Origin of the sequence: Enterobacter sp. ECC-175 (assembly GCF_043968675.1) — a bacterium.
GTDB lineage: Bacteria > Pseudomonadota > Gammaproteobacteria > Enterobacterales > Enterobacteriaceae > Enterobacter.
Genome location: NZ_CP143776.1, coordinates 1,776,222 through 1,799,328, shown reverse-complemented (window position 1 = coordinate 1,799,328; position 23,107 = coordinate 1,776,222). Strand labels below are relative to the sequence as shown.

At 58.1% G+C, this 23,107-nt stretch carries 17 protein-coding genes; 4 read left to right on the top strand and 13 right to left on the bottom strand.

Annotated features, from left to right (window positions below):
• Nucleotides 1-65: 65 nt before the first annotated feature.
• The 3 genes from entF to fes are packed head-to-tail and all read right to left on the bottom strand — an operon-like array spanning nucleotide 66 to nucleotide 5,342.
• Complete coding sequence (gene entF / locus V1599_RS08440) at nucleotides 66-3,923, bottom strand: enterobactin non-ribosomal peptide synthetase EntF (protein WP_395301344.1); 3,858 nt, start codon at nucleotides 3,921-3,923, stop codon at nucleotides 66-68.
• Complete coding sequence (locus V1599_RS08435; RefSeq protein WP_032662857.1) at nucleotides 3,920-4,132, bottom strand: MbtH family protein; 213 nt, start codon at nucleotides 4,130-4,132, stop codon at nucleotides 3,920-3,922. Before V1599_RS08435 ends, entF begins: the two co-directional genes overlap by 4 nt.
• A 10-nt stretch (nucleotides 4,133-4,142) precedes the next feature.
• On the bottom strand, nucleotides 4,143-5,342 hold the full coding sequence (gene fes, locus V1599_RS08430) for an enterochelin esterase (protein ID WP_395301343.1): 1,200 nt from the start codon (nucleotides 5,340-5,342) through the stop codon (nucleotides 4,143-4,145).
• Nucleotides 5,343-5,596: 254 nt separating this feature from the next.
• Between fes and V1599_RS08425 the strand changes: the two genes are divergently transcribed.
• Entirely contained in the window at nucleotides 5,597-7,834 is a 2,238-nt protein-coding gene (locus tag V1599_RS08425) for a TonB-dependent siderophore receptor (RefSeq protein WP_297119396.1), read from the top strand.
• Between the two features lie 107 nt (nucleotides 7,835-7,941).
• Nucleotides 7,942-8,610: an enterobactin synthase subunit EntD gene (gene entD, locus V1599_RS08420; protein WP_297119398.1), complete on the top strand. Its 669-nt coding sequence runs from the start codon at nucleotides 7,942-7,944 to the stop codon at nucleotides 8,608-8,610.
• On the opposite strand, the gene V1599_RS08415 is transcribed toward entD, so the two are convergent.
• Genes V1599_RS08415 through V1599_RS08400 form a run of 4 tightly spaced genes read right to left on the bottom strand, consistent with a single transcriptional unit; the run spans nucleotide 8,573 to nucleotide 11,965 of the window.
• Nucleotides 8,573-9,412: a metal ABC transporter permease gene (locus V1599_RS08415; RefSeq protein WP_395301342.1), complete on the bottom strand. Its 840-nt coding sequence runs from the start codon at nucleotides 9,410-9,412 to the stop codon at nucleotides 8,573-8,575. The genes entD and V1599_RS08415 overlap by 38 nt on opposite strands.
• Nucleotides 9,409-10,257, bottom strand: a complete 849-nt coding sequence (gene sitC / locus V1599_RS08410; protein WP_395301341.1) for an iron/manganese ABC transporter permease subunit SitC — start codon at nucleotides 10,255-10,257, stop codon at nucleotides 9,409-9,411. Before sitC ends, V1599_RS08415 begins: the two co-directional genes overlap by 4 nt.
• Nucleotides 10,254-11,066, bottom strand: a complete 813-nt coding sequence (gene sitB, locus V1599_RS08405; RefSeq protein WP_297119403.1) for an iron/manganese ABC transporter ATP-binding protein SitB — start codon at nucleotides 11,064-11,066, stop codon at nucleotides 10,254-10,256. Before sitB ends, sitC begins: the two co-directional genes overlap by 4 nt.
• Nucleotides 11,063-11,965 carry a metal ABC transporter substrate-binding protein gene (locus tag V1599_RS08400; protein ID WP_395301566.1) on the bottom strand — a complete coding sequence of 301 codons (903 nt, stop codon included), beginning with the start codon at nucleotides 11,963-11,965 and terminating at the stop codon, nucleotides 11,063-11,065. Before V1599_RS08400 ends, sitB begins: the two co-directional genes overlap by 4 nt.
• 326 nt (nucleotides 11,966-12,291) lie before the next feature.
• Here V1599_RS08400 and V1599_RS08395 point away from each other — a divergent pair, with 326 nt between their 5' ends.
• Nucleotides 12,292-13,269, top strand: a complete 978-nt coding sequence (locus V1599_RS08395; RefSeq protein WP_395301340.1) for a DUF1852 domain-containing protein — start codon at nucleotides 12,292-12,294, stop codon at nucleotides 13,267-13,269.
• 27 nt (nucleotides 13,270-13,296) lie between these two features.
• Complete coding sequence (locus tag V1599_RS08390; RefSeq protein ID WP_395301339.1) at nucleotides 13,297-14,328, top strand: methionine synthase; 1,032 nt, start codon at nucleotides 13,297-13,299, stop codon at nucleotides 14,326-14,328.
• Between the two features lie 69 nt (nucleotides 14,329-14,397).
• Here V1599_RS08390 and V1599_RS08385 read toward each other — a convergent pair whose 3' ends face one another.
• The 6 genes from V1599_RS08385 to betT form a co-directional block, all read right to left on the bottom strand.
• On the bottom strand, nucleotides 14,398-15,378 hold the full coding sequence (locus tag V1599_RS08385) for a fimbrial protein (protein ID WP_395301338.1): 981 nt from the start codon (nucleotides 15,376-15,378) through the stop codon (nucleotides 14,398-14,400).
• A gap of 76 nt (nucleotides 15,379-15,454) precedes the next feature.
• Entirely contained in the window at nucleotides 15,455-17,818 is a 2,364-nt protein-coding gene (locus V1599_RS08380) for a fimbria/pilus outer membrane usher protein (protein ID WP_112012938.1), read from the bottom strand.
• Between the two features lie 172 nt (nucleotides 17,819-17,990).
• Nucleotides 17,991-18,668 carry a molecular chaperone gene (locus V1599_RS08375; protein WP_248189551.1) on the bottom strand — a complete coding sequence of 226 codons (678 nt, stop codon included), beginning with the start codon at nucleotides 18,666-18,668 and terminating at the stop codon, nucleotides 17,991-17,993.
• Between the two features lie 60 nt (nucleotides 18,669-18,728).
• Nucleotides 18,729-19,283: a fimbrial protein gene (locus tag V1599_RS08370; RefSeq protein ID WP_045281639.1), complete on the bottom strand. Its 555-nt coding sequence runs from the start codon at nucleotides 19,281-19,283 to the stop codon at nucleotides 18,729-18,731.
• Nucleotides 19,284-19,398: 115 nt separating this feature from the next.
• Nucleotides 19,399-19,980 carry a hypothetical protein gene (locus V1599_RS08365; protein WP_297119420.1) on the bottom strand — a complete coding sequence of 194 codons (582 nt, stop codon included), beginning with the start codon at nucleotides 19,978-19,980 and terminating at the stop codon, nucleotides 19,399-19,401.
• A 1,059-nt stretch (nucleotides 19,981-21,039) separates the two neighbouring features.
• A complete protein-coding gene (gene betT / locus V1599_RS08360) occupies nucleotides 21,040-23,073 on the bottom strand; it encodes a choline BCCT transporter BetT (protein WP_112012941.1) in 2,034 nt (677 codons plus the stop codon).
• Between the last annotated feature and the right edge of the window lie 34 nt (nucleotides 23,074-23,107).

Below are 23,107 nucleotides of genomic sequence, written 5' to 3'. Positions count from 1 at the left end.
CCCCAAAGGGGACGAATACACCCTCTCCCCTTTGGGGAGAGGGCTGGGGTGAGGGGCTTTTGACGTTATCCCAATATCTCCTTCAGCACCGGCCCAATCCTCTCAAACGCCTGCGGTGAAATGATGTCCACGTGGGCACAGTCCTGGCTGTACACCTCAAGCTCCGCTACCCACGGTGCCCAGGCGGCCTGCGGGTCCATCGTGCGCGTGCGCTCGGCGACAAACAGCGTCGCCTTGCCGTCAAAGCGCGCGCTGTGCGCGGTGGTGAGCAGGCGCACCGCGTCGGCGTAGTTGCCCTCGATGGCGTTAAACAGCTCGCTGCTGCCCTGCCCCTGCTGCGCGGCGATAAACGCCTGACGCTCGCGCCCGATTTCCGCCAGCACCTCCGGGTCGAGGCCGTTGGCCTCTTTTTCCGCCCAGTTCTGCGTTTCCGGCGGCCAGGTATCCAGCAGGCCAAGGAATGCCACCGCTTCGCCCTGCTCGCGCAGACGTGCGGCGATGCCCTGCGCGAGCGTGCCGCCCAGCGAGTAGCCGAACAAATAGTACGGGCCCTGCGGCTGCTGCTTGCGCAGCGTGTTCAGGTGATGCTCAATCACGCCGTCGAGATCCGCACGCTGCTGCATCGGCCCGCACGGACGCGGCGACTGAATGCCGGTAATCGACCAGCGCGGGCTGAGGTAGCGCGCCAGCACGCTGAACTGCCAGGCAAAGCCGGACGCCGGATGGAAGCAGAACAGCGTCGGGCCGGTGCTTTCGCGCAGCGGCAGCAGGGTTTCATAGCCAAGACGCTGCGCCTGCTCGTCGCTCATCTGAGAATCCAGCAGCGCGCCAAGCTGGCCGACCGTCGAGGCAACCATGATCTGCCCCGGCGTGACCCTGCGGGCAAACGTCCGGCTGAGCTGTGCCGCCAGGCGCATCGCCAGCAGCGAGTGACCGCCGAGGGCAAAGAAATCGGCGTCAATATCGTTCACCTCGCAGCCCAGCAGCGCGGAAAACGCCTGCGCCACGGCGTGCTCGGTTTCCGTTTCCGGCGCGCGGCCGGAGGTTTTACTCGTCAGCTCCGGCAGCGGCAGCGCCTTGCGGTCAAGCTTGCCGTTCGCGCTGAGCGGCAGCGCGCTGATTTGCAGCACCACCACCGGCACCATGTGCGGCGGCAGCTGGGCTTTGAGCGACGCCAGCAGCGCGTCGCGGTCCAGCGGTAAGCCGGATTCGGAGACGACGTATCCCACCAGCTGGCGGGCATCGCCGCCGGTGGCAGCCGCCTGGTTGAACACGCAGGCGTGCGCCACGGCCTGGGCCACGTCCGGCAGCGACAGCATCGCCCGGTCGATTTCGCCCAGCTCGATGCGCTGTCCGCGAATTTTTAACTGGTCATCGCTGCGGCCGAGATATTCCACCGCGCCGTTGTCCAGCCAGCGGGCAACGTCGCCGGTGCGGTACATCCGCTCGCCGGGGGCAAACGGGTCGGCAATAAAGCGGCTGGCGGTGAGGTCCGGACGGCCCAGATACCCCTGCGCCAGCTGAATGCCGGTGAGATAAAGGTCGCCCGCCACGCCGAACGGCACCGGGCGCATCATCGCGTCAAGGATGCGCAGCCCCGTGTTCCACACCGGGAAGCCGATCGGCACGCTGTTGCCTTCCACCGCCGCCAGCTCGGGGCCAAACGCCGGGTACCAGCTGACGTCAACCGCCGCTTCGGTTGGGCCATAGAGGTTGTGCAGCGGCGCATGGGTCAACTGCTCCCACTCGCGGCACAGCTCGGTCGGCAGCGCTTCGCCGCTGCAGAACACCTGCTTCAGGGTTTTGCAGCACGCCACGTTTTCCGGCGTCAGCGAGGCGACAAACGCCGCCAGCATCGACGGCACGAAGTGGGTAGTAGTCACGCCGTACCGGGCGAAGAAGCTCTGCATCGCCTGCGGGTCGCGGTGCGCGTCCGGCTCGGCCATCACCAGCTTCGCCCCGGAGATAAACGGCCACCAGAACTCCCACACCGACACGTCAAAGCTGCACGGCGTTTTCTGCGCTACCACGTCCGTCGCGTCCAGCGGATAATGATCCTGCATCCACTTCAGGCGGTTAACGATGGCGGTATGGCCGACCATCACCCCTTTCGGACGCCCCGTCGAACCGGAGGTAAAGATGATGTACGCCGTCTGCTCCGGCGTCGCCAGGCGCAGCGGTTTTGCATCCGCAGCCGGTAAAAGTGTGTTGTAACTAAATGCACTAATCGGCAGATCGCTAAAGCGCGGAAGCTGCTCGTCGGTGGTAATGAGCAGGGACGGCTTCGCGTCTTCCAGCATCATCCTCAGGCGGTCGTCCGGGTAGCCGGTGTCGAGCGGCAGCCAGGCGGCACCGGCCTCGACGATGCCGTGCAGCGCCAGCGTCAGGAACACCGATCGCGGCAGGGCCACCGCCACGCTGTCGCCCGGCTTCACGCCGCGCGCGCGCAGCAGGTTTGCCAGCGCGACCACCTGCTCGCGCATCTGACGATAGCTGAGCTCAATATGCGCGTCCGCCAGCGCGGGGGCGTCCGGCGTTTTGCTCGCCTGCTCCGCCACCAGATCCGCCAGCGTGGTGGCCGGCAGCGCCAGCCCGGTATCGTTGATGCGCGCCAGCTGCGCGTATTCCTGCTCAGAAACGGTTTCCACGTCGCCGCAGCGCAGGTCCGGATTAGCCGCAAACTGCAGCAGCATCGCGTTCAGGCGCGCCACGTGACGGGTAAGCGTCACCTCATCGTAACGCTGCTTACTGGCAAGGATCTCAATGCTCAAGCCACCCTGTTCGTCCGGGAACAGCGCCAGCTCCAGATCGTTCACCGGGCCGGTTGCCAGCGTATGGGTGATGGCCTCCACGCCGTCGATATCCAGCTGATAATCAAACACCTTCACGTTCAGCACCGGGCCAAACAGGGCTTCTTCGCCTGCGGCACGCCCGCTGTCGCGCACGATCTGCTCGGCGTCGTAGCGCTGGTGGCGGCGCATTTTTTTCAGCTGGTTGGCCAGGCGCAGCGCCAGCTCCGGCAGGCTCTCCTGCGGGTTGATATTCACCCCCAGCGGCAGGACGTTGAGCACCGGCCCGGTCGCGGTCAGCGCGGCGGAGCCCATGCGTCGCATAAAGATAAACCCGGCGGCGTAGTCCAGCCTTCCGGTCAGGCGACCCAGCCACAGCGCCACCAGTGCAAGGGCCAGATCGGTACGCTGCGCCTGTCCTGCCGCCTGCGCAAGCTGGCTAAAGGCGCGACCGTCGGCGGTGATTTTGAGGCGGAGGATATCGGTGGTGGCGGCGCGTCCCGGCAGCGGCGCGGAAGAGAGCGAGACCGGAGAAGGAAGCTGCCTGCGCTGCTCCGCCCAGAAGGCGCCGTCGCGCTGATACGCCTCGCTGTCGCGATAGCGCTGATACTCCTCCACCACTTCGGTAAATGGCGTAAACGGAGATGCGGGCGTCGGTTCACCCTCTTTCCAGGCGGCGTAAATCGCGGCGATCTGGCGGGTTATTGCCGGGAAGCTGAAGCCATCCACCACCAGATGGTGATAGCGCTGATACCAGTACCAGTGGCTTTCTCCCACCTGAATCAGCTGGTGAAACGCCAGCGGCTGACCGCTGTCGACGCGCAGGTTTTGGTTGAGATCGGCCTCCATCAGCGCCACGGCGGCGTCGTGAGAGGTAACGCGAACGATGGACGGTTCCGGCAGAATGAGAGTGTCATCCACCCACTGCCACACCTCGCCGTTATCCTCGGCAAAACGCATTCGCAGGGTATCGGCCTGCATCATGCCCTCAGCGATGGCTTTTGCCAGCAATGGCGCGTCGATATCGCCTTTCAGTTCGGTGTAGTGCGCCACGCTCCAGGCGTTTGGCAGGGAGGACAGCTGTTCCGCCATCCAGATACCCGGCTGGGCGGCGACGAGAGGAAGACGGTTCATGCGCTCCCCTCCGCAAAATGGGACGGTTCAAGCGTGCGCCAGTGCCCGGCCAACCACTGCTGGCACGCCTCCTGAGACTGCGCTTCGCACACCACGCGCCACCCCGCCGGCAGTTCGCACTGCTGCGGCCACAGGCTGTACTGCCCCTGGTCGTTTTGCAAAATGGCGAACTGTCCCTGCGGATTATCGAAAGGATTGCTGAATTCCATACAGACTCCGTTATTGAATGAGCGGCTGCCAGAGGGTTATCAGCCCCTGCGTCAGCCCACCGCGCCAGCACAGCGCGTCGTGTCCACCGTCAACCTCGCGCCAGACAACCTGCTGCGCGCGCTGAAGCTCGGCGTAAATCGCCTGATTCGCGCGGAAGATCAGCGGCTCGTTGCGCCCGGCCTCAAGGACGATGCGCAGGCCGCCTGCGGTTTTCTCACCGGACTTCAGCTCTTCGACGAGCAGCCCGTCCTGCGCCGCGCCGCGGTGCGGCCACCAGTAGGAGCCGGACTGGCTAAGCACGCAGCCAAAGCGCTGCGGCCAGCCGAGTGCGGCATATAGGGCGGACAGGCCGCCGAAGCTTTGCCCCGCCACGACGGTGCGGTCAGCGCGGTCGCTGAACGGCGCGATCGTTTTTACCAGGGGAAGAAGTTCGTCCTGCACCGCCAGCCAGAAATCGGGGTTGCAGGGCAGCTCGCGGCTGCGGTGCGCGGTATCGATGGCGTCGATCAGCACGTAGACCGCGGGCGGCAGCTTGCCCGCGTTCGTAAGCGACGCCAGCGCGGGCCAGACGGGCATGCTTTCGGCCCAGAACTGGCCGTCGAGCAGCACCGCCAGCGGACGCTCCGGAGTCGCTTCACCAGTGGTGAAGATCCAGACGCGGCGACGGTTGCCCAGCCGCTCGCTGCGCCAGTCGATAAGAGCGGGCGGGTTAAATGGCGTATCGGGACGGTTCCAGCCGGGCTGCTCGGGGGCGTTGGGCATTTCAAGCGCGGAGACCGCATGGCCGCGCCCGCCGCGCCAGCTGTGGGGATTGAGGGGGTCAGAAACCGCATGCGGCAGTAATTTTCGCCAGCCTTCGCGCAGCGCCGCGCGGTCAGGCTGCTCGCCGGCAAACACCGCATCGGCAAAATCATCTTCATTTACGGAGGGGATGAAACAGTAGCTGCCGCGCCACTCGGGGCTGAACTCGCCCTGCCAGTGCCAGACGTCGGTATTGGGTATGCGCGCCAGCGACTGCGGGCGGGCATTTTGATGGTGATCGTTCACGCCGGTGACGTACAGCCAGACGCGCTTTATCGGTGAGGCGTCCTGCGCGCCCGCCGGATCGCGCCACCAGAACGTGACGCGATATTTCTCCTTTTCACGTACCCATTCGGGCCCGTGCTTCGACTGCCACCAGGCTTCACTTCCCGTTGTTAACGCCGTCACCCTTATAACCTCATGCCTTACGCGTCTTTTTTTGTTACAAGACAAATTTTATTGATAATATTATTGATAACTATTTGCATTTGCAATAGCGTAGTGCCCGCGCTGTGGGAAGCGCGCTCATAAAATAACCATGCCACGCGTTGTGTGCGCTCGAGGACAGGGCTGCTTACGCAACAGGCGGATGACAACTTGCCGCCTCCTCTCCCCTTCGGGAATGGAGCCAAGGGGATGCGGCACGAAAAGCAGGACGTACAATGAATAAGAAGATTCACTCCCTGGCCTTGCTGGTCAACGTAGGGATTTACGGCGTTGCGCTGCCGGCGCTGGCCGACGACAAGGCCGCCGCACAGCACGAAGATACGATGGTGATTACCGCCGCCGAGCAAAACCTGCAGGCGCCGGGCGTCTCCACCATTACCTCCGATCAAATCCGTAAAAACCCGCCCGCCCGCGACGTGGCTGAAATCATCCGCACGATGCCCGGCGTCAACCTCACAGGGAACTCCACCAGCGGCCAGCGCGGCAACAACCGCCAGATCGACATTCGCGGCATGGGGCCGGAAAACACCCTGATCCTGATTGACGGCAAGCCGGTGACCAGCCGCAACTCGATTCGCCTGGGCTGGCGCGGCGAGCGCGACACCCGCGGCGACACGGGCTGGGTGCCGCCGGAGATGATCGAACGCATTGAGGTCATTCGCGGTCCTGCCGCCGCGCGCTACGGCAACGGTGCCGCGGGCGGCGTGGTGAACATCATCACTAAAAAATTCGATAACCAGTGGCATGGCTCCTGGAACACCTATTTCAACGCGCCCGAGCACAAGGACGAAGGCTCAACGAAACGTACCAACTTCAGCCTCAGCGGCCCGCTGGGCGGCGATTTCAGCTTCCGCATGTTTGGCAACCTGGATAAAACCCAGGCCGACGCGTGGGACATTAACCAGGGCCACCAGTCTGAACGCACCGGCACCTATGCCAATACGCTTCCTGCCGGACGTGAAGGGGTGGAGAATAAAGACATCAACGGCGTGGTGCGCTGGGACTTCGCCCCAATGCAGTCCCTGGAGTTTGAAGCGGGCTACAGCCGCCAGAACAACCTCTACGCGGGCGATACCCAGAACACCAACAACGACAACGCGCTGGTGAAGAAAAACTACGGTAAAGAGACCAACCGTATTTATCGCCAGAACTACGCCGTGACCTGGAACGGCGGCTGGGATAACGGCATCACCACCAGCAACTGGGCGCAGTATGAACATACGCGCAACTCCCGCCTCGGCGAGGGGCTGGCGGGCGGCCTGGAGGGGCTGTTCAGCAGCGATAAATTTACCGATACCGACCTGGCCGACGTGATGCTGCACAGCGAAATCAACCTGCCGATTGATTTCCTCGTCAACCAGAACCTGACGCTGGGCACCGAGTGGAACCAGCAGCGCATGAAGGACTCGACCTCCTTCACCCAGACCCAGCAGGGCGGGGCCATTCCGGGCATGAGCGACGACCGCAGCCCGTACACCTCGGCGGAGATTTTCTCCCTGTTCGCTGAAAACAACATGGAGCTGACCGACAGCACCATGCTGACCCCGGCGCTGCGCTTCGATCACCACACTATCGTGGGCAACAACTGGAGCCCGTCCCTGAACCTGTCTCAGGGCCTGGGCGATGATTTCACCCTGAAGATGGGCATCGCGCGCGCCTACAAAGCCCCGAGCCTGTACCAGACGAACCCGAACTACCTGCTCTACAGCAAAGGCCAGGGCTGCTATGCAAGCTCCGACGGCGTGGGCTGCTACATGATGGGTAATGACGATCTGAAGGCCGAAACCAGCATCAACAAGGAGATTGGCCTTGAGTGGAAACACGACGGCTGGCTGGCGGGCGTGACCTGGTTCCGCAACGATTACCGCAACAAGATTGAGGCGGGCTATGCGCCCATCGGCCAAACCTCATCCGGCAAAGTCACCACGGATATTTACCAGTGGGAAAACGTGCCGAAGGCGGTGGTGGAAGGCCTGGAAGGCTCCCTGAACGTGCCGGTTAGCGACACGATTAACTGGACCAACAACATCACCTACATGCTGCAGAGCAAAAACAAGGAGACCGGCGACCGCCTGTCGATCATTCCTGAATACACCCTGAACTCCACGCTGAGCTGGCAGGTGCATCAGGACGTGTCGCTGCAGTCGACCTTCACCTGGTACGGCAAGCAGCAGCCGAAGAAATACAACTACAAGGGCCAGCCTGTGACCGGCTCGGAAAAAGACGAAGTCAGCCCTTACAGCATCGTCGGCCTGAGCGCGACCTGGGACATGACCAAAAACGTCAGCCTGACCGGCGGCGTGGATAACGTCTTCGACAAGCGCCAGTGGCGCGCGGGTAACGCCCAGACCACCGGCAACGCCACGACCGGCGCGTATATGTACGGTGCGGGGGCGTATACGTATAATGAACCGGGTCGGACCTGGTATATGAGCGTGAATACGCGCTTCTAGGTAAAAGCAAAATGGCAACGACGTTGCCATTTTTTATGTTCGCTCCCTCTCCCTGTGGGAGAGGGCCGGAGTGAGGGCATCAGGCTGCACAATTCAGAAGGAAAACCATGCACACAGCCCACAGTACATTTTCTCTTGCCGGACACACCGTTCACCGCGTCGACTTCGCTCCTGAAACCTTCACCTACGCCGATCTCCTCTGGCTCCCTCACCATGCGGAATTTTCACATGCGGCCCCTAAGCGTAAAGCCGAACACCTGGCCGGACGCATCGCCGCCGCCCGAGCGCTAACGGCGCACGGCATTACGGCTGTACCGGGAATCGGCAGCAGCGGCGAGCCGCTGTGGCCCGCCGGGTTCAGCGGCAGCATCAGCCATACGTCGCGCTGCGCGCTGGCGGTGGTGTCGACGAACGCCCTCACGGGCATCGATGGCGAAATCATACTTCCCGCAGACGAAGCCGAAGACGTTAAGGATGGCATTATCGGCCCCGCCGAGGAGCCCCTGCTGCGCGCGGCGGCGCTGCCTTTTGCCCAGGCCCTGACGCTGGCTTTCAGCGCCAAAGAGAGCCTGTTTAAAGCGCTTTATCCCACGGTCGGCGAGATGATGGGCTTTGACTGCGCCCGCGTCACCGCGCTGGACGACGAGAGCCTGACGCTGGCTCTCGCCCGCCCGCTGGCAGGCTTTGAGGAAGGCTTCACGTTCAGGCTGCCCTGGCTTCGCGAGGGCAACATGCTGATCACGCTGCTGCACTCTGCTCCCGCCGCTTCGCGCTGAGGCTGGTCGCCGTAAAGGTGACGATGAACACCAGCGCGAACAGCACCACGATGGTCGGCGCGGGCGCGCTGTCAATGTAGAAGGAGAGGTAAACGCCGCTGACGCAGGTCAGCATCGAAATCGCCGTTGCCGCCAGCAGCGCGGCGTGAAAGCGCCGGGTGAGGAGTACGGCAATCGCGCCCGGAGCAATCAGCAGCGAGATCGACAGAATGATGCCCACCGCTTTCAGGGTGGCAACAATCGTCAGCGAGACCATGCACAGCAGGCCGTAGTGCAGCCAGCGGGTGCGCAGTCCGCTGGCCTGAGCCTGCTGGTAATCAAAGCAGAACAGCAGAAAGTCGCGCCACTTCAGGCCGATAATCAGCGCAATGCCCGCCGCCACGATCCCGCTTTGCAGCATGTCCACGTCGTTGATCCCCAACATATCGCCAAACAGAATATGGTCGAGATGCACCTCCGGCTTTACCGCGATGTATAAAATCAGCCCGAAGGCGAACATGCCGGAGAAGACGATCCCCATCACCGTGTCCTGCTTGATGCGGCTGTTGTCTTTCAGATAGCCCGTCGCCACCGCGCAGAACAGGCCGGCCACGAACGCGCCCAGCGCCAGCGGCAGGCCCATCATCCACGCCAGCACCACGCCGGGAAAGACCGCGTGGCTCATGGCGTCGCCCATCAGCGCCCAGCCTTTGAGCACCAGAAAAACCGACAGCAGCGCGCAGGGAATTGCCACCACCAATGCAATCAGCAGCGCGTTGTTCATAAACGCAAACTGGAAGGGTTCAAGAAGCAGCGCAATCATGGGTGTGCCTCCAGCGCGCGACGGCGGCTCGCCAGCAGGCCGTGCTTAGGAGCAAAGACGAACGCCAGCAGGAACAGCAGCGTTTGGGCGACCACGATAATACCGCCGGTCGCGCCGTCCAGATAATAGCTGGCCCACACGCCGAGGAAGCTGGTGATGCTGCCAATGGCGACGGCTATCATCAGCAGGCGCGGAAAACGATCGGTTAACAGCCACGCGGTGGCACCGGGCGTGACGACGAGGCAGATCACCAGAAACGCGCCGACGGTTTGCAGCGCCGCGACGGTGGATACCGCCAGCAGCGTGAAGAAAAGCACTTTTAACCGCTCCGGGCGCAGGCCGATAGCCCGCGCGTGGTTCTCATCGAAAAAGGTGACCATCAGATCTTTCCACTTCACCAGCAGCACCAGCATCGACACCGCGCCGATAATCGCCAGCTGGACGATGTCCTCCGGGGCAATGGCCAGGATATTGCCCAGCACGATCGTCTGAATATTTACCGAGGCTGGATTAAGCGACACCATAAACAGCCCGAGCCCGAAAAAAGAGGAGAAAATCAGCCCGATAATGGCGTCCTCTTTCAGGCGGCTGCGCTGGTTAAGAAACAGCATGCTGCCCGCGGCCAGCCCGCCGGACAGGAACGCCCCGAGCGCGAACGGCAGCCCGAGCATATAGGCCCCCGCCACGCCGGGGACGATAGCGTGCGACAGGGCATCACCAATCAGCGACCATCCTTTGAGCATCAGGTAGCAGGAGAGAAAGGCGCACAGGCCGCCGACCATGGCGGACACCCACATCGCGTTCAGCATGTATTCATAGCCAAACGGCTCAAGCAGCGCGTTCATTTCGCCTCCTGACGGTGGGCCACAAACGGTCGTTCGTCGTCGGTGATGATGCGCTCTTCCGAGCCGCTGAGCACCACGTGGCGCAGCACGCCGCTGAAGGCGCGCTCAAGGTTGTCCGCGGTGAAGGTCGTCTCCGTCGGCCCGCTTGCCAGCACCGTCCCTTTGACCATCACCGTATAATCGCAAAAATCCGTCACGGAGCCCAGGTTGTGTGTCGACACCAGCATGGTCTTGCCCTCGTCGCGCAGCTCGCGAAGCAGGCTGATAATTTTGGCCTCGGTCTTCACGTCTACCCCGGTAAAGGGTTCGTCGAGCAGGATCACGTCCCCCTGCTGGGCGATGGCGCGCGCCAGGAAGATGCGCTTTTTCTGCCCGCCGGACAGTTCGCCGATTTGCCGGTGGCGAAGGTCGAGCATATCCACCCGCGCCAGCGCCTCGTCAACCGTTCGGCGGTCGTGCGCCTTCGGGCGCCGAAGCATGCCCATGTGCCCGTAGCGCCCCATCATCACCACATCTTCCACCAGCACCGGAAATGACCAGTCCACCTCTTCCGTTTGCGGCACGTAGGCAACAAGGTTTTTGCGCAGCGCCTGCCGCGTCGGCATGCCGAGAATGGAGATGCTCCCGCCCGCAAGGCGGACAAATCCCATCACCGCCTTAAACAGCGTGGATTTACCGGAGCCGTTCACCCCGACCAGCGCGGCGATAGAGCCGCCCGGCACGCTGAACGACGCGTCGCGCAGCGCCGTGTGCCCGTTGCGGTAGGTCACGGTCACGTCGGTGACGTCAATCCCCTTTTGCATCATCACTCCTTCATGCCGTCGTTGATGCCCTGCACCAGCGTGCGGGTGGTCACGTTGAGCAGGTCGAGGTAGGTCGGCACGGGGCCGTCTTCCGCGCTCAGGGAGTCAACGTACAGCACGCCGCCGTAGTGCGCCCCCGCCTCACGCGCAACCTGACGGGCGGGCTTATCGGAAACCGTGCTCTCGCTGAATACCGCCGGAATGTGATGTTTCTTCACCAGGTCGATCACCTTGCGCACCTGCTGCGGCGTGCCCTGCCGATCGGCGTTGATCGGCCACAGGTACAGCTCCTTCATGCCCAGATCCCGCGCCAGATAAGAGAAGGCGCCTTCGCTGGTCACCAGCCAGCGCTTGTCAGCGGGGATCGCCGCCACCTGCTTGCGAAGCGGCTCAAGGGTGGCGGTGATCTTCTGCCTGTAGGCTTCAGCGTTGCGCTGGTACGTCTGCGCATTGGCCGGATCGTATTTCACCAGCGCGTCGCGAATGTTGTCGACGTAAATCAGCGCGTTATCCGGAGACATCCACGCGTGGGGGTTCGGCTTGCCGTCGTAAGGCCCTTCGGAAATGCCCATCGGGGTGATGCCCGTCGTCACCACGGCTTCGGGCACGCCGTTCAGGTGCTGATAAAACCGCTGAAACCACAGCTCAAGGTTCATGCCGTTGGCCAGGATCAGCTGCGCCTTCTGGGCGCGCTTAATGTCGCCGGGCGTCGGCTGATACTCGTGAATTTCCGCGCCCGGCCGGGTGATTGAGGTCACGTCTGCGGCGTCGCCCGCCACGTTTTTCGCCATATCCGCTATGACGGTAAACGTGGTGATGACCTGGAATTTTTCCGCTGCTCGCGCGCCGGCGGAGGTGGCCGCCATGAACAGCGCGCTCAGCAGCAGCGCTTTCAATCCTTGCATTGGGTGCATCGCAGAAGTCTCCTGAAGTGGTTAAAAAGATACCGAAATTAGCCTTAGCTATATTGTATAGCACAGGCTATATTTAAATGAAAATAGTTATCATTATTGATTTTTGCCGCAACGGGTGACGCTGCGCGGAACGGGTGCCGCCGCCCCGCCCTTTCCCCATCATGAAGTTTGTTCATCTTCAGTGAAATTAAATCACTGTTCGCCGCCCGGTGACTCTGACATAAATAACGTAATGTTATTAACCTTCGGCAATATTGAAAATATTGTTTTATAGAATCGCACCAGATTTTATATTCGTGCCCGGGACACCCTTTACGATGACAAAACCTTTTGCCTTCACCTTAAAAAGCATTCGTTTTGATGAAGACTATAACCCTTCAAAAAATACGCGTATTACCACCAACTTTGCGAATTTAGCGCGCGGAGAAAGCCGTCAGCAAAACCTGCGCAACGCCCTTTTAATGATGAATAACCGCTTTAACTCGCTGGCGAGAAAGGATAATCCGAACGGCGATCGCTATGCCGTCGAGCTGGATATTATCTCTGCCGAGGTGGATATTAACGGCAGCGGCGAAACCTTCCCGGCCATTGAAATATTGAAAACCACGATTATCGACAGGAAGACGAACGAACGCACTGAGGGCATTGTGGGGAATAATTTCTCCTCCTACGTTCGCGACTATGACTTTAGCGTGCTGCTGCCCGAGCATAATAAAAACCGGGACACCTTCAGCCTGCCGGAAAATTTCGGCGTGCTGCACGGCAATTTGTTTAAGCATTTCGTTAATTCGGATGAATATAAACGCCATTTTTCACAGCAGCCGACGATCTGCCTGAGCGTATCGAGCAAAAATGTCTACACCCGCACGGGCTACGTGCACCCGGTGTTAGGCGCTGAATACCAGCAGGATGCGCCCTCGCTCACCGATCTCTACTTCAGCAAAATGGGCCTGAAGGCTCGCTTCTTTATGCCGGAAAACAGCGTTGCGCCGCTGGCCTTTTACTTCGCCGGTGACGTGCTCAACGACTACAGCCCGCTGCAGCTGATCGGCACCATTAGCACGATGGAAACCTTCCAGAAGATTTATCGCCCGGAGATTTACAACGCCAACTCCGCGGCGGGCGAGCGCTACCAGCCCAGCCTGGCGAACCCGGACCACTCCCTAACGCGGATTGTTTACGATCGCGAGGAGCGCAGCCACCTGGCCGTTGAGCAGGGGAAATTTACCGAAGCGCATTTCATTCAGCCGAATAAATCCCTTCTTGAGCAGTGGTCCGCCGATTACGCGCTCTGATTTACCGAACACACAAGGTTATTGATGATGAAAAGATTGTTACCTACCTCAACCGCGGGCAGCCTGCCGAAACCCTCCTGGCTGGCGCAGCCGGAGACGCTGTGGTCACCGTGGAAACTGCAGGACGAGGCGTTAACTGAGGGCAAACAGGATGCCCTGCGCCTGTCCCTGCTGGACCAGCTCCACGCGGGAATTGATATCGTCAGCGACGGCGAGCAGACGCGCCAGCACTTCGTCACCACCTTTATTGAACACCTGAACGGCGTGGATTTTGAGAAGCGCGAGGTGGTGAAAATCCGCAATCGCTATGACGCGAGCGTGCCGACGGTGGTGGGCGCGGTATCGCGCCTGAAGCCGGTCTTCGTTGAAGATGCGACGTTCCTGCGCAGCCAAACCGCGCAGCCGATCAAGTGGGCGCTGCCCGGCCCGATGACCATGATCGACACCCTGTACGACAGCCACTATAAAAGCCGCGAAAAGCTGGCCTGGGAGTTTGCCCGCATCCTTAACCAGGAGGCGAAAGAGCTTGAGGCGGCGGGCGTGGACATTATCCAGTTCGACGAACCCGCGTTTAACGTCTTCTTTGACGAGGTGAACGACTGGGGCGTCGCCGCGCTGGAGCGCGCCGTTGAAGGGCTTAAATGCGAAACCGCCGTACACATTTGCTACGGCTACGGCATCAAGGCCAACACCGACTGGAAAAAAACGCTGGGATCGGAGTGGCGTCAGTACGAAGAGGCGTTCCCGAAGCTGCAAAAATCGAGCATCGACATTATCTCGCTGGAGTGCCAGAACGCCCGCGTGCCGATGGATTTAATTGAAATCATTCGCGGTAAAAAGGTGATGGTCGGCGCGATTGACGTGGCGACAAACGCCGTCGAGACGCCGGAAGAGGTGGCGGCCACGCTGCGCAAGGCCCTGCAGTTTGTGGATGCCGATAAGCTGTATCCGTCCACCAACTGCGGCATGGCGCCGCTGCCGCGCAGGGTAGCGCGCGGCAAGCTGGCCGCGCTGAGCGCGGGGGCAGACATTGTGCGCAGGGAGCTGCTGGGGAAATAAGCACAACGATCGGACAGGGGTAAAGGGGGGCCAGATGGCCCCCTTTCGCTTATCGCCGCGAAGCATGTGCTAGCGGTAGGTCAGGGTGAAGGACGCCGTGGCGCTCACCGAGCCTGACCGCGCATTCGCTGAAGTCATGTAATACGCGGCCTTGAAGGGGATATTCACCACCTCCCCCGGCGAGGTGGTCGTGCCGTATTTAATTAACTTACCGAACTGTACGGGCGCATCATTATATTTCAGCTGAATGCCCAGGCCTTTTGCCGTCGAGCTGCTGTTTAACCCCAGGACGCCGTTGGCAGCGTCGGCAAGCGGGCTGACGTTATCCAGCGTTACATTCACCGCGGTCTGTTCACCACAAATCAGCGGGATGGAAAACGTTACCGGATTCTGGGTGCTGCCCACGCCGTTAAACTTCGGCAACAGCGCAATCCCCATATTGATATTCAAATTTTTATCTTGAATCTGACAGGATCCAGTGCTGATGTTTATCGGCGAAAAGATATATTTATAAAGCGGCAGGCGTTTAATGTTATTACTGACCGGCGTGCTGTATTCCATATTTAGCGTCAGCGCCGGTATTGAGCCCGTCGCGGGGGTCGTGCTGGTTTTAATCAGCTCGAAGGTATCCGTGAACGTTGATACGCCATTCTGGAGGATCCCTCGCCTCCAGCTCGCATTATTGAGGTTCATCCGGGTGACAAACTCGCTGCTTTGCGTGGTGCTGGAAAAGTTCTTCCAGCGGATGCCGATGCCCGGAACCTCCGTCGCCCGCACGTTGGCCAGCGGCGAGGCGCCATAATCCGCATTCGTCCCCGAGAGCTGAATAAACCACGAGCCATCATATCCAATTTGCTGGCCCTCAGGATCACACGTCATGGGGTTAACGGTGGTGATCGTCGCTAAAACCGTTCCAACGGGCGCATCCCGCTGAACGACAATATTCCGATCAACGTTCACCGCGACGTCGTTTGCAGAACACAGCGCAAAAGCATTCAGAGATATAGCGCTTCCCACTGCAGCCGTCGCGATTTTCATTACGGTGGACATCATCTGTTCCTTCATTTAGGTGAGGCGTAGGCCTTCTCTCGCCAAAGTCATCATGCGCATCGAGGCCATGAGAAATTTAACGGCATGCCGCGGTGGTACGCTGAATTTTCCCCGGTAAGGCGTTCAAGGTTATTTTGGCGCGGCAGGTTTTCGCCCCCCACCTTACCGTGATAGTGTCCCCGTCATTCAGGCCGCTCATATAAACCTCGCCATCGCTTCCCACAATGCTCATCGTGTCGCTTTCGTTAAGCTTTACCATTGCGCCAAAGGGCACCGGCGAGTTTTGATACAGGAGCGTGATCAAGGCCCTGTACCCCGTTCGCGCGTTGAATGTCGCGCGCACCACGGCACCGCGCGTCGGCACAACGTTGACCACGGATTCGGCCACATCCACGTCCGGTCCCAGCGAACCGGTGTCTATCGCAATCCGGTTTTCCTGGTAGGCGCTGGCATAGGGCACCACCGCGTAGCCGCGCCAGTCCGTTCTAACGCCGGGGTTGTTGCGTACCCTTACGCCGGGCGCGCCCTGCGCCTCCAGCAGCACAACGGTATCTCCCAGCGGCTGCGAGAAGGTCACGCCGTGTTCATGACCCACGATCCCCCCCTGCAGGCCGAAGTTCAGCTGGCTATTCTGTCGGCTATAGTTGTAACCCGCGCTCACGGTGCCGTAGCCGCCCTTATAGGTTCCACTCACGGCGCTTCTCGACTCCCCGCCCGACGAGGTATAGCCCTGCTGGACCAGGTAGCTCAGGTTGTTATCGGCAAGCGCGGTGCCACTCAGCCCCACCTGATGCGTTTCAGGACCGTTCTTTTGCATATTCACGCTGTAGCTGGCCCAGCTTTGCGGTAGCCATTTGCTCAGCGGCACCTGCAGGCTAAAGGCCAGAATCTGGTCCTTACGATTTTTGCCCGGCGTTTCACTGTAGGTGTAGCCGAGCGAGTAGTTGATGTCGCTGATACTGGTGTTAAAGCCGGTGCTGACGTTGCGCTCATAGCCTCGCTTGCTCCAGTAGTCCTGCTGATAGGCCGAAATATAAAAGTTTCCCCAGCTCTGCAGCGACTGGCTGAGGTTGAGCTGCAGTCGGCTTCGCTTGTTGTAGCGCTGGCTGCTAAATTCATTCACTTCCTGGAAGGTATAAAACCCTTCCGTAGAGTAGCGATAGCTGGCGAGCGTCACGGTGGTATCGGTCGTCGCCACCGTTTTCGAATACTGCACGCGATAGGACTGCCCGCGGCTGCGGCGTTTTTTCTCATCATCAAGCTGGCTGTCGGCAACGGTAACGTCCGCCGACAGCGAGCCAATGTCGCCAAAGCTGAGGCCGGTACCGAGCACGCCGGACGCATAGTTGCTCGCCCCCAAAACGCCGCCGTACAGCGTGAGATGGTTGGAGAGGCCATAGGCCAGCGTGCCCAGGCCAAATGAGGGGGTTTCCGCGCCATGCTTCGTTGTTCGATACTCCCCTGCGCTCAGCGCATACTTCACGCGGCCTTCCCGCAGCATGACGGGAACCGCCGAGAATGGCTGCACGAAATGCTGGACGCTGCCGTCGGCTTCGGTGACGACAATGTCCAAATCGCCGCTCGCCGAGGTAGGATAGAGATCGCGAATTTCAAAGCTGCCGGGCGCCACGTAGGTTTGATAGACCGTATAGCCGTTTTGCTTCACGGTGACCGTGGCGTTGGTGCGGGCGATCCCTCGAATGATAGGAGCGAAGCCGCGCATGCTCTCCGGCAGCATGGTGTCATCGGAAAAAATCTGCGCACCGCGAAACATCACGCTGTCAAACACGTCGCCTGGGGTACTGGTTTCCCCCACCTGGAACTGCCCCCTCAAAAACTGGACGTCGCGGCTCAGTGTCGTATTCAGCGACGAAAACGACTGTTTTCCGTTGTTCTTGGTCACGGTGCTGTAGTTGCGCAGGCGCCACGGCCCCGCGTTAATACCGCTTTGCAGGTTGGTATAAAGCTGATCCTGCGCCTCACCGTCCCGGCTCCAGCTGCGCGACCCGTTGATGCTGTAATTGACCAGCAGCGCAGAAATGCCCTGGTTCCAGAGCGACGGATCAACGGTGCCGCGCGCGCGCGCGTTGAGCGCCGATTGCGGGATAGAGATGTCCAGCCTTTGCCTGTCAAAATCCAGCCGGGCGGTAGCGTCCGGTATGAATGCGCCGGGATCGGTAATAATCGTCTCGACCGGCAGCATGGCTAATTCAGGAAATGCTTTAACCCTGACGCCGAGCGACTCAAGCTCTCTGCGGTTAAGTTCCGGCGCCAGCCCGATGCCGTTTACAGGAACAAAAGAGATATTTTCCGTTCGGATATAATTTTCATTAAGCCAAATTTCTACCCTGTAGGTGCCGGGTAACTGCTCTCCGCGCTCGAAGCGCCCCAGATCGATGCCCTGGGAAGTCGAGTGTATTTTTTCAAGCGCATCGGCCATAAAATAGAGTTCGCCCGCGCCTGCGGGAAAAACGCCCGAAATAAAAAGCGCTATCGTCGAGAGTCGACTTACGCGGTGAGGCCACGAGCCAGAGAAAAAACCATATCGAGAATAAGAAACAATATTCACTTTGCTTACCTGCGCGAGTGACATAGCGTGTTGTTAATATTTTTTATTTCAGCATCTGGCGCTTTTCTGTCGTTACGCCACCAAAATCATTTATGGCTTTCCACGCCACCTGCTTTCCACTGCCGGCGACCGTTACGGAACTCAAGGGGGAAATCATTGGCGGCGGCGCGATCGTTTTATTGCCAACCGTTAATGAATAAAGAGAAACGTAGAACGGCGTCGGATTATTAATCACCAGGCGTTCGCCGCGCGGTTCAAACGTTAATCGCGTCCATGCCTCACCCGCATTTTCTGACGCCAGAGCCGCAGGCCGGTAGAAAAGCTTCATGCGCGTCTTAACGGCAATAAGCAGCCTGTTCTCATCTGACCGGGTCATTGAGGGAATTGATTTTACGTTAAGCCAAAATACAGACTCTCGGTTTTCAGGCAGCGACGTCTCGCCGGTATAAATGACCCGCAGCGTATTTTCATGACCACCGTCGAGGCGGAACAGCGGCGGCGTGACGATAAAAGGAACCTGCTCCTTCGAGTTTTCGCTTAATTCAATCCATGACTGAATTAAATAGGGGACAGCATCCTTACTGTTACTCACAGGGAGTGAGGCTTCGTTTTCAGCTCCATTATAAATTAAGCGCGTTCCGCCAACGGTTATGCTGGCCTGGCCCGGCAGGGAGAGCAGGCAAGCGCCTAATAATACAATCGTTCGAATAAGTTGACTCATCATACTTCCCCGATATTCCGGCAGGAAAAAATGGGGCGTACCCTGGGTACGCCCGGCTTATTACTGATAGGTAATGGTAAAATCTGACGTTGCGTTTGCCGTACCCGCAACCACGGCAGCCTGCGTTGCCTTATATTTCGCCACGAAGGTCATTTTGTTGCTGTTAGCAGGGTCTTCGCCTGTGCTGGTGTCAAGCGTGATGCTCTTAGACTGGGTCGCCAGCGGGATTGCGGTGATGCCATCTTCTTCATAGAACGCCACGCCGACGCCTTTCGCCGTTTGACCGCTGTTCAGCGCAAGAATATTGGTGTCGCTGCTGTCCGCCGTGCCGTCAAACTTAACGGAGGCAGAGGTGACGGCCGCAGGGCAGTTATTCAACACAATGCTAAAGCGGGTTGCGGCAGCAACGGCCCCGGCCGCGTTGAACGAGCTCTTTGGAATTTTGCCAAGGTTAACGGTCTGGTTCGCCGTATTGGTATCAATCGTACAGGCAGAATCCAGAATGGTGCCTGTAAAATTGATCTGTCCATCGGCTGCGCTGGCGGCAAAGGTTATTCCAGAAACCGCTGCTGCCATAACCATATTTCGAATGACACTGTTTAACTTCATTTGCATAGCTATATATCCTTAGGATTGAAGGTATCTGCGCAACGTTCACTGTTGCGCAGGAAGAGCGGAACTGGACCGCTAAATTTATGTTCGTTTAAGCCAATAAATAGACGTTATATCGTTATGAGCATCTCAGGCTTTGCGATGATAAAAGTAAAATAAGTTGTTTCATCTCCAGACCATTGCCTAACGCCAGTCGATTTCTAACATAGTAATTTTTGTTAATTTCGTATTTATTTTTAATTCGGCACTGGCTCGTCGATTTATCATAAACTTTCAGGAGAAAGTTCAAATGGTCGTCCGACAGTCGCGTCGACAGCCTCTGATACAGCACGTCTTTTAATACGCAGGGGTTCTCATTCGCCCGATGTTTAGAGGCGCGCTCGCACAGCTGCTTGAGATCCTTAAGCGTAGTAACAAGGCGGAAGAATTTTAAAAAGCCGTTCTCCGCATTGTCCTCGGGCGCAATAAAATAGGTAAGGCGCATTAACCCCCTCGCCGCAAGGCGATAATAGAGCCATCGGATATTCTCGCTACTTTCTCCTATTGTATCGATGAGAATGTAAGATTTATCCAGAATGGTCGCGCTTACTAAGAACTCCAGCCGATTGTCAAAATAAAATATTTCTCTATTGGCTGAGTTCAGTGTTTTAATTGCCTGCCTCATGGCAAAGTTTCTTGAAAAAACTAATAGCGCCGTCAAAACTCATTCCTTATGAAATTTATCATCGTCAATGTGAAGAAGGTTTTACAACATATATCCGTTCTAACGAACCGCAGTCGATTTTGTACGCTTTCCCATAGATTCTTGTAAAAGGATAACGTTCAAATCCCACGGTATTAAATGCGTTCTGGATTTTCTTCATCATGGACAACAAATAGGATTTCGAGCACCGTAGTCCATAATCATCAAACACGTGTATGATGATGTCATTATCGTAGACAATTTCGTTATCCATCCCCGCCAGGAGATACTCGAACAGTCTTGCTTTCGTCATGCCGAATCTTTTAATACGTCCATTCTTGATATTGATAAGCGTTCTTGTTGAAAGCCGGTACTCAAGATGATGAAAAATCGTGTATCCATACAGAAGCTCGTCAGAGACAAAAGGCACAAAGACTCCTTAGAAGTTTATCATTCTCATTTCCATGTCGGCGTCTTCTCCATTCGAAAGGATTTCGGTGTTCATCTGATGCACTGAAATGTTATTAAAATGAAGAAAATGTGACAATGAGACTAATTTATTAAAGCAAAACACCACAAAATGCATTCAATGCGATACAAAAAACCACTTTATTTGATTTTTTAAGTTTAAAAACACAAATGTTTCATTTATGTTTTTTATTGCCGCATCTCGAAACAAAAATTTCACATCAATATATTTATCTAAATTTAACGAATACTTAGCAATAAAACCTACAAAAAATAAACATGATTTTATAATCAATAAGTTACAAAGATATCCTGCCCCTGTTAAACCTAGTCTTAATAGGGTTAAATTAGGATTTTTCATGACATCTTTTGCGATTTTCCTAAATGAAAGCTGACAAACACTGAACATTCTTTACATTCAAAACATTCCAGTCAGTTCCCAAAATCGTACTTAAATAAATAAAATCAATAAGTTGAGTTAATAGTCGTTCCCAGATCAATTTTCTCGTCGCAAATTAACAATAATGGTCACGGCTTTATGCAGGCAAAAAAAAGGCAAGGTTTGCTAACAACCTTGCCCGCAGATCAACGGAAGACGTTTGAAGGAAATCAGGTATCCGGGAACATCACGCTATTGCCCGGTGCTTCTCTGTGGAGGTGAATAAAGTTCAGGTGGCGCTCGTACTGGTCCAGAATGTCCGTGATCACCTGCTCTTTGCTGTAGTCCATCAGGTCGTTGCCCTGGCTTCCCTCAAGCAGGAAGGTCTCCAGCCGGTAATAGGTCGATTTCCCGCTGCGCGCGCGGTAGGTAAATCCGGGCACCGAATACTGCTGCGGCCAAATCTGGTAGACAAAGTTCTGCTCGTCCCCCATGTGCACCAGCAGATCCAGGTGCCCCAGGTTCTCGCCCTCGTCCGGCGGCAGGTTTTTCAGCTCGACGTATGCACCGCGCAGCTTCAGCTCCTGCGCCACTTCCTCCATTGCCGGGAAGCACACCGTTTCCATCATCTGCCTGGTGTAGCGCGTACCGGGGTAATTCATCAGGCGCGACAGGCGCTTTTTCCAGCTCAGGCGGTCCTGCGCGCCCAGCGGACGCGGCGCGGTATCGCGGCTGGCGCTGACGCGGCGGTAGTCTTCCACCTTGAGCGATTTATACAGTCCGGCCATCACGAAGAAGATCACGAAGCTGAACGGCAGGCCCATAATCACCGTGGTGTTTTGCAGCGCAGAGATACCGTTGGTCATCAGCATGCCGAGCGTCAGCAGGCCGATGGCGACCGACCAGAAGATGCGCAGCCAGTTCGGCGCGTCGCTGTTGATGTCCTTCAGCTTCGAGGTGAAGTTGCCCAGCACCAGCGCGCCGGAGTCCGCTGAGGTGACGTAGAACAGCAGGCCGGTGATGGTCGCCACGGAGGCGCTAAAGGTAAACGCCGGGTACTGCGCCAGCAGGCTGTAGAAGCCGCGCTCCGGGTGCGCCATCGCTTCCTGAGCAAACCCCGCATTGCCGTGAATGATCTCGTGCAGCGCGCTGTTGCCGAACACCGAGAGCCACAGCAGCGTAAAGGTGAACGGGATAATCAGCGTGCCCATCACGAACTGGCGAATGGTGCGCCCGCGCGAAATACGCGCCAGGAACAGGCCGACAAACGGCGACCATGCCACCCACCACGCCCAGAAGAACAGCGTCCAGTTGTTCATCCACTCCACCGGACGATCGAAGGCGAAGCTGTTTAGCGTCATCCCCATAAAGCGGTTCACGTAGTCGCCCACGTTCAGCACTAACGCATTGAGGAGGAAGGAGGTGTCGCCCATAAACAGCACGAACAGGATCAGGCCCAGCGCCAGCGCGACGTTCAGCTCGGAGAGCACGCGGATGCCCTTGTCCACGCCGGAGGTCACCGAAATGGTGGCAATAATCACCGACAGCGCAATCAGCGCCGCCTTGGCGGCCATCGAATCCGGGATATCAAACAGCACGCTCAGCCCGTAGTTGAGCTGCACCACGCCGATGCCGAGCGTGGTGGCAATACCAAAGATGGTGCCGATCACCGCCGCGATATCTACCGTGTGGCCAATCGGCCCGTTAATTTTTTTGCCGAAAATCGGATAGAGCGCGGAGCGGATGGTGAGGGGCAAATTATAACGATAGCTAAAGTATCCCAGCGCCATGCCCATCAGCGCGTACATCGACCAGCCGGTTAAGCCGTAGTGGAACAGCGTCCAGACCATCGCCTGCCGCGCGGCCTCCATCGTCTGCCCTGCCCCTTCCGGAGGCTGCATATACTGCGTGACCGGCTCGGCCACGGAGAAGAACATCAGGTCGATGCCGATGCCCGCGGCAAACAGCATCGCCGCCCAGCTCAGCAGGCTGAACTCAGGCTTAGACTGCTCCGGCCCGAGCTTGACGGAGCCGAAGCGCGAACAGGCAATGCACACCACGAAAACGATATAGAGCGTCGCCGCCAGCAGATAGTACCAGCCGAAGGTCTTCGACACCCAGTTCAGGGCACGCCCAATCCACTCGGCGGAAAAATCGCTAAAAAAGATCGTCGTCAGGGAAAACAACAAAATCAGCCCGGCGGAGGTGTAAAAAACGACCGGGTTGATTTTGTCTTTTTCTCTGTCTTGTGAAAGGTCTGTCATCCAGTATCCCCACTGTTTTTGTAACTATTAAAAT

Excerpts from the sequence above, each read along its gene's own strand:
- V1599_RS08385 (WP_395301338.1), bottom strand. The coding sequence starts at position 15,378 with ATGTCCACCGTAATGAAAATCGCGACGGCTGCAGTGGGAAGCGCTATA.
- V1599_RS08415 (WP_395301342.1), bottom strand. The coding sequence starts at position 9,412 with ATGATTGCGCTGCTTCTTGAACCCTTCCAGTTTGCGTTTATGAACAAC.
- V1599_RS08375 (WP_248189551.1), bottom strand. The coding sequence starts at position 18,668 with ATGAGTCAACTTATTCGAACGATTGTATTATTAGGCGCTTGCCTGCTC.
- entF (WP_395301344.1), bottom strand. The coding sequence starts at position 3,923 with ATGAACCGTCTTCCTCTCGTCGCCGCCCAGCCGGGTATCTGGATGGCG.
- V1599_RS08390 (WP_395301339.1), top strand. The coding sequence starts at position 13,297 with ATGAAAAGATTGTTACCTACCTCAACCGCGGGCAGCCTGCCGAAACCC.
- entD (WP_297119398.1), top strand. The coding sequence starts at position 7,942 with ATGCACACAGCCCACAGTACATTTTCTCTTGCCGGACACACCGTTCAC.
- V1599_RS08435 (WP_032662857.1), bottom strand. The coding sequence starts at position 4,132 with ATGGAATTCAGCAATCCTTTCGATAATCCGCAGGGACAGTTCGCCATT.
- V1599_RS08370 (WP_045281639.1), bottom strand. The coding sequence starts at position 19,283 with ATGCAAATGAAGTTAAACAGTGTCATTCGAAATATGGTTATGGCAGCA.
- sitC (WP_395301341.1), bottom strand. The coding sequence starts at position 10,257 with ATGAACGCGCTGCTTGAGCCGTTTGGCTATGAATACATGCTGAACGCG.
- V1599_RS08380 (WP_112012938.1), bottom strand. The coding sequence starts at position 17,818 with ATGGCCGATGCGCTTGAAAAAATACACTCGACTTCCCAGGGCATCGAT.
- V1599_RS08395 (WP_395301340.1), top strand. The coding sequence starts at position 12,292 with ATGACAAAACCTTTTGCCTTCACCTTAAAAAGCATTCGTTTTGATGAA.
- V1599_RS08425 (WP_297119396.1), top strand. The coding sequence starts at position 5,597 with ATGAATAAGAAGATTCACTCCCTGGCCTTGCTGGTCAACGTAGGGATT.
- V1599_RS08400 (WP_395301566.1), bottom strand. The coding sequence starts at position 11,965 with ATGCAAGGATTGAAAGCGCTGCTGCTGAGCGCGCTGTTCATGGCGGCC.
- betT (WP_112012941.1), bottom strand. The coding sequence starts at position 23,073 with ATGACAGACCTTTCACAAGACAGAGAAAAAGACAAAATCAACCCGGTC.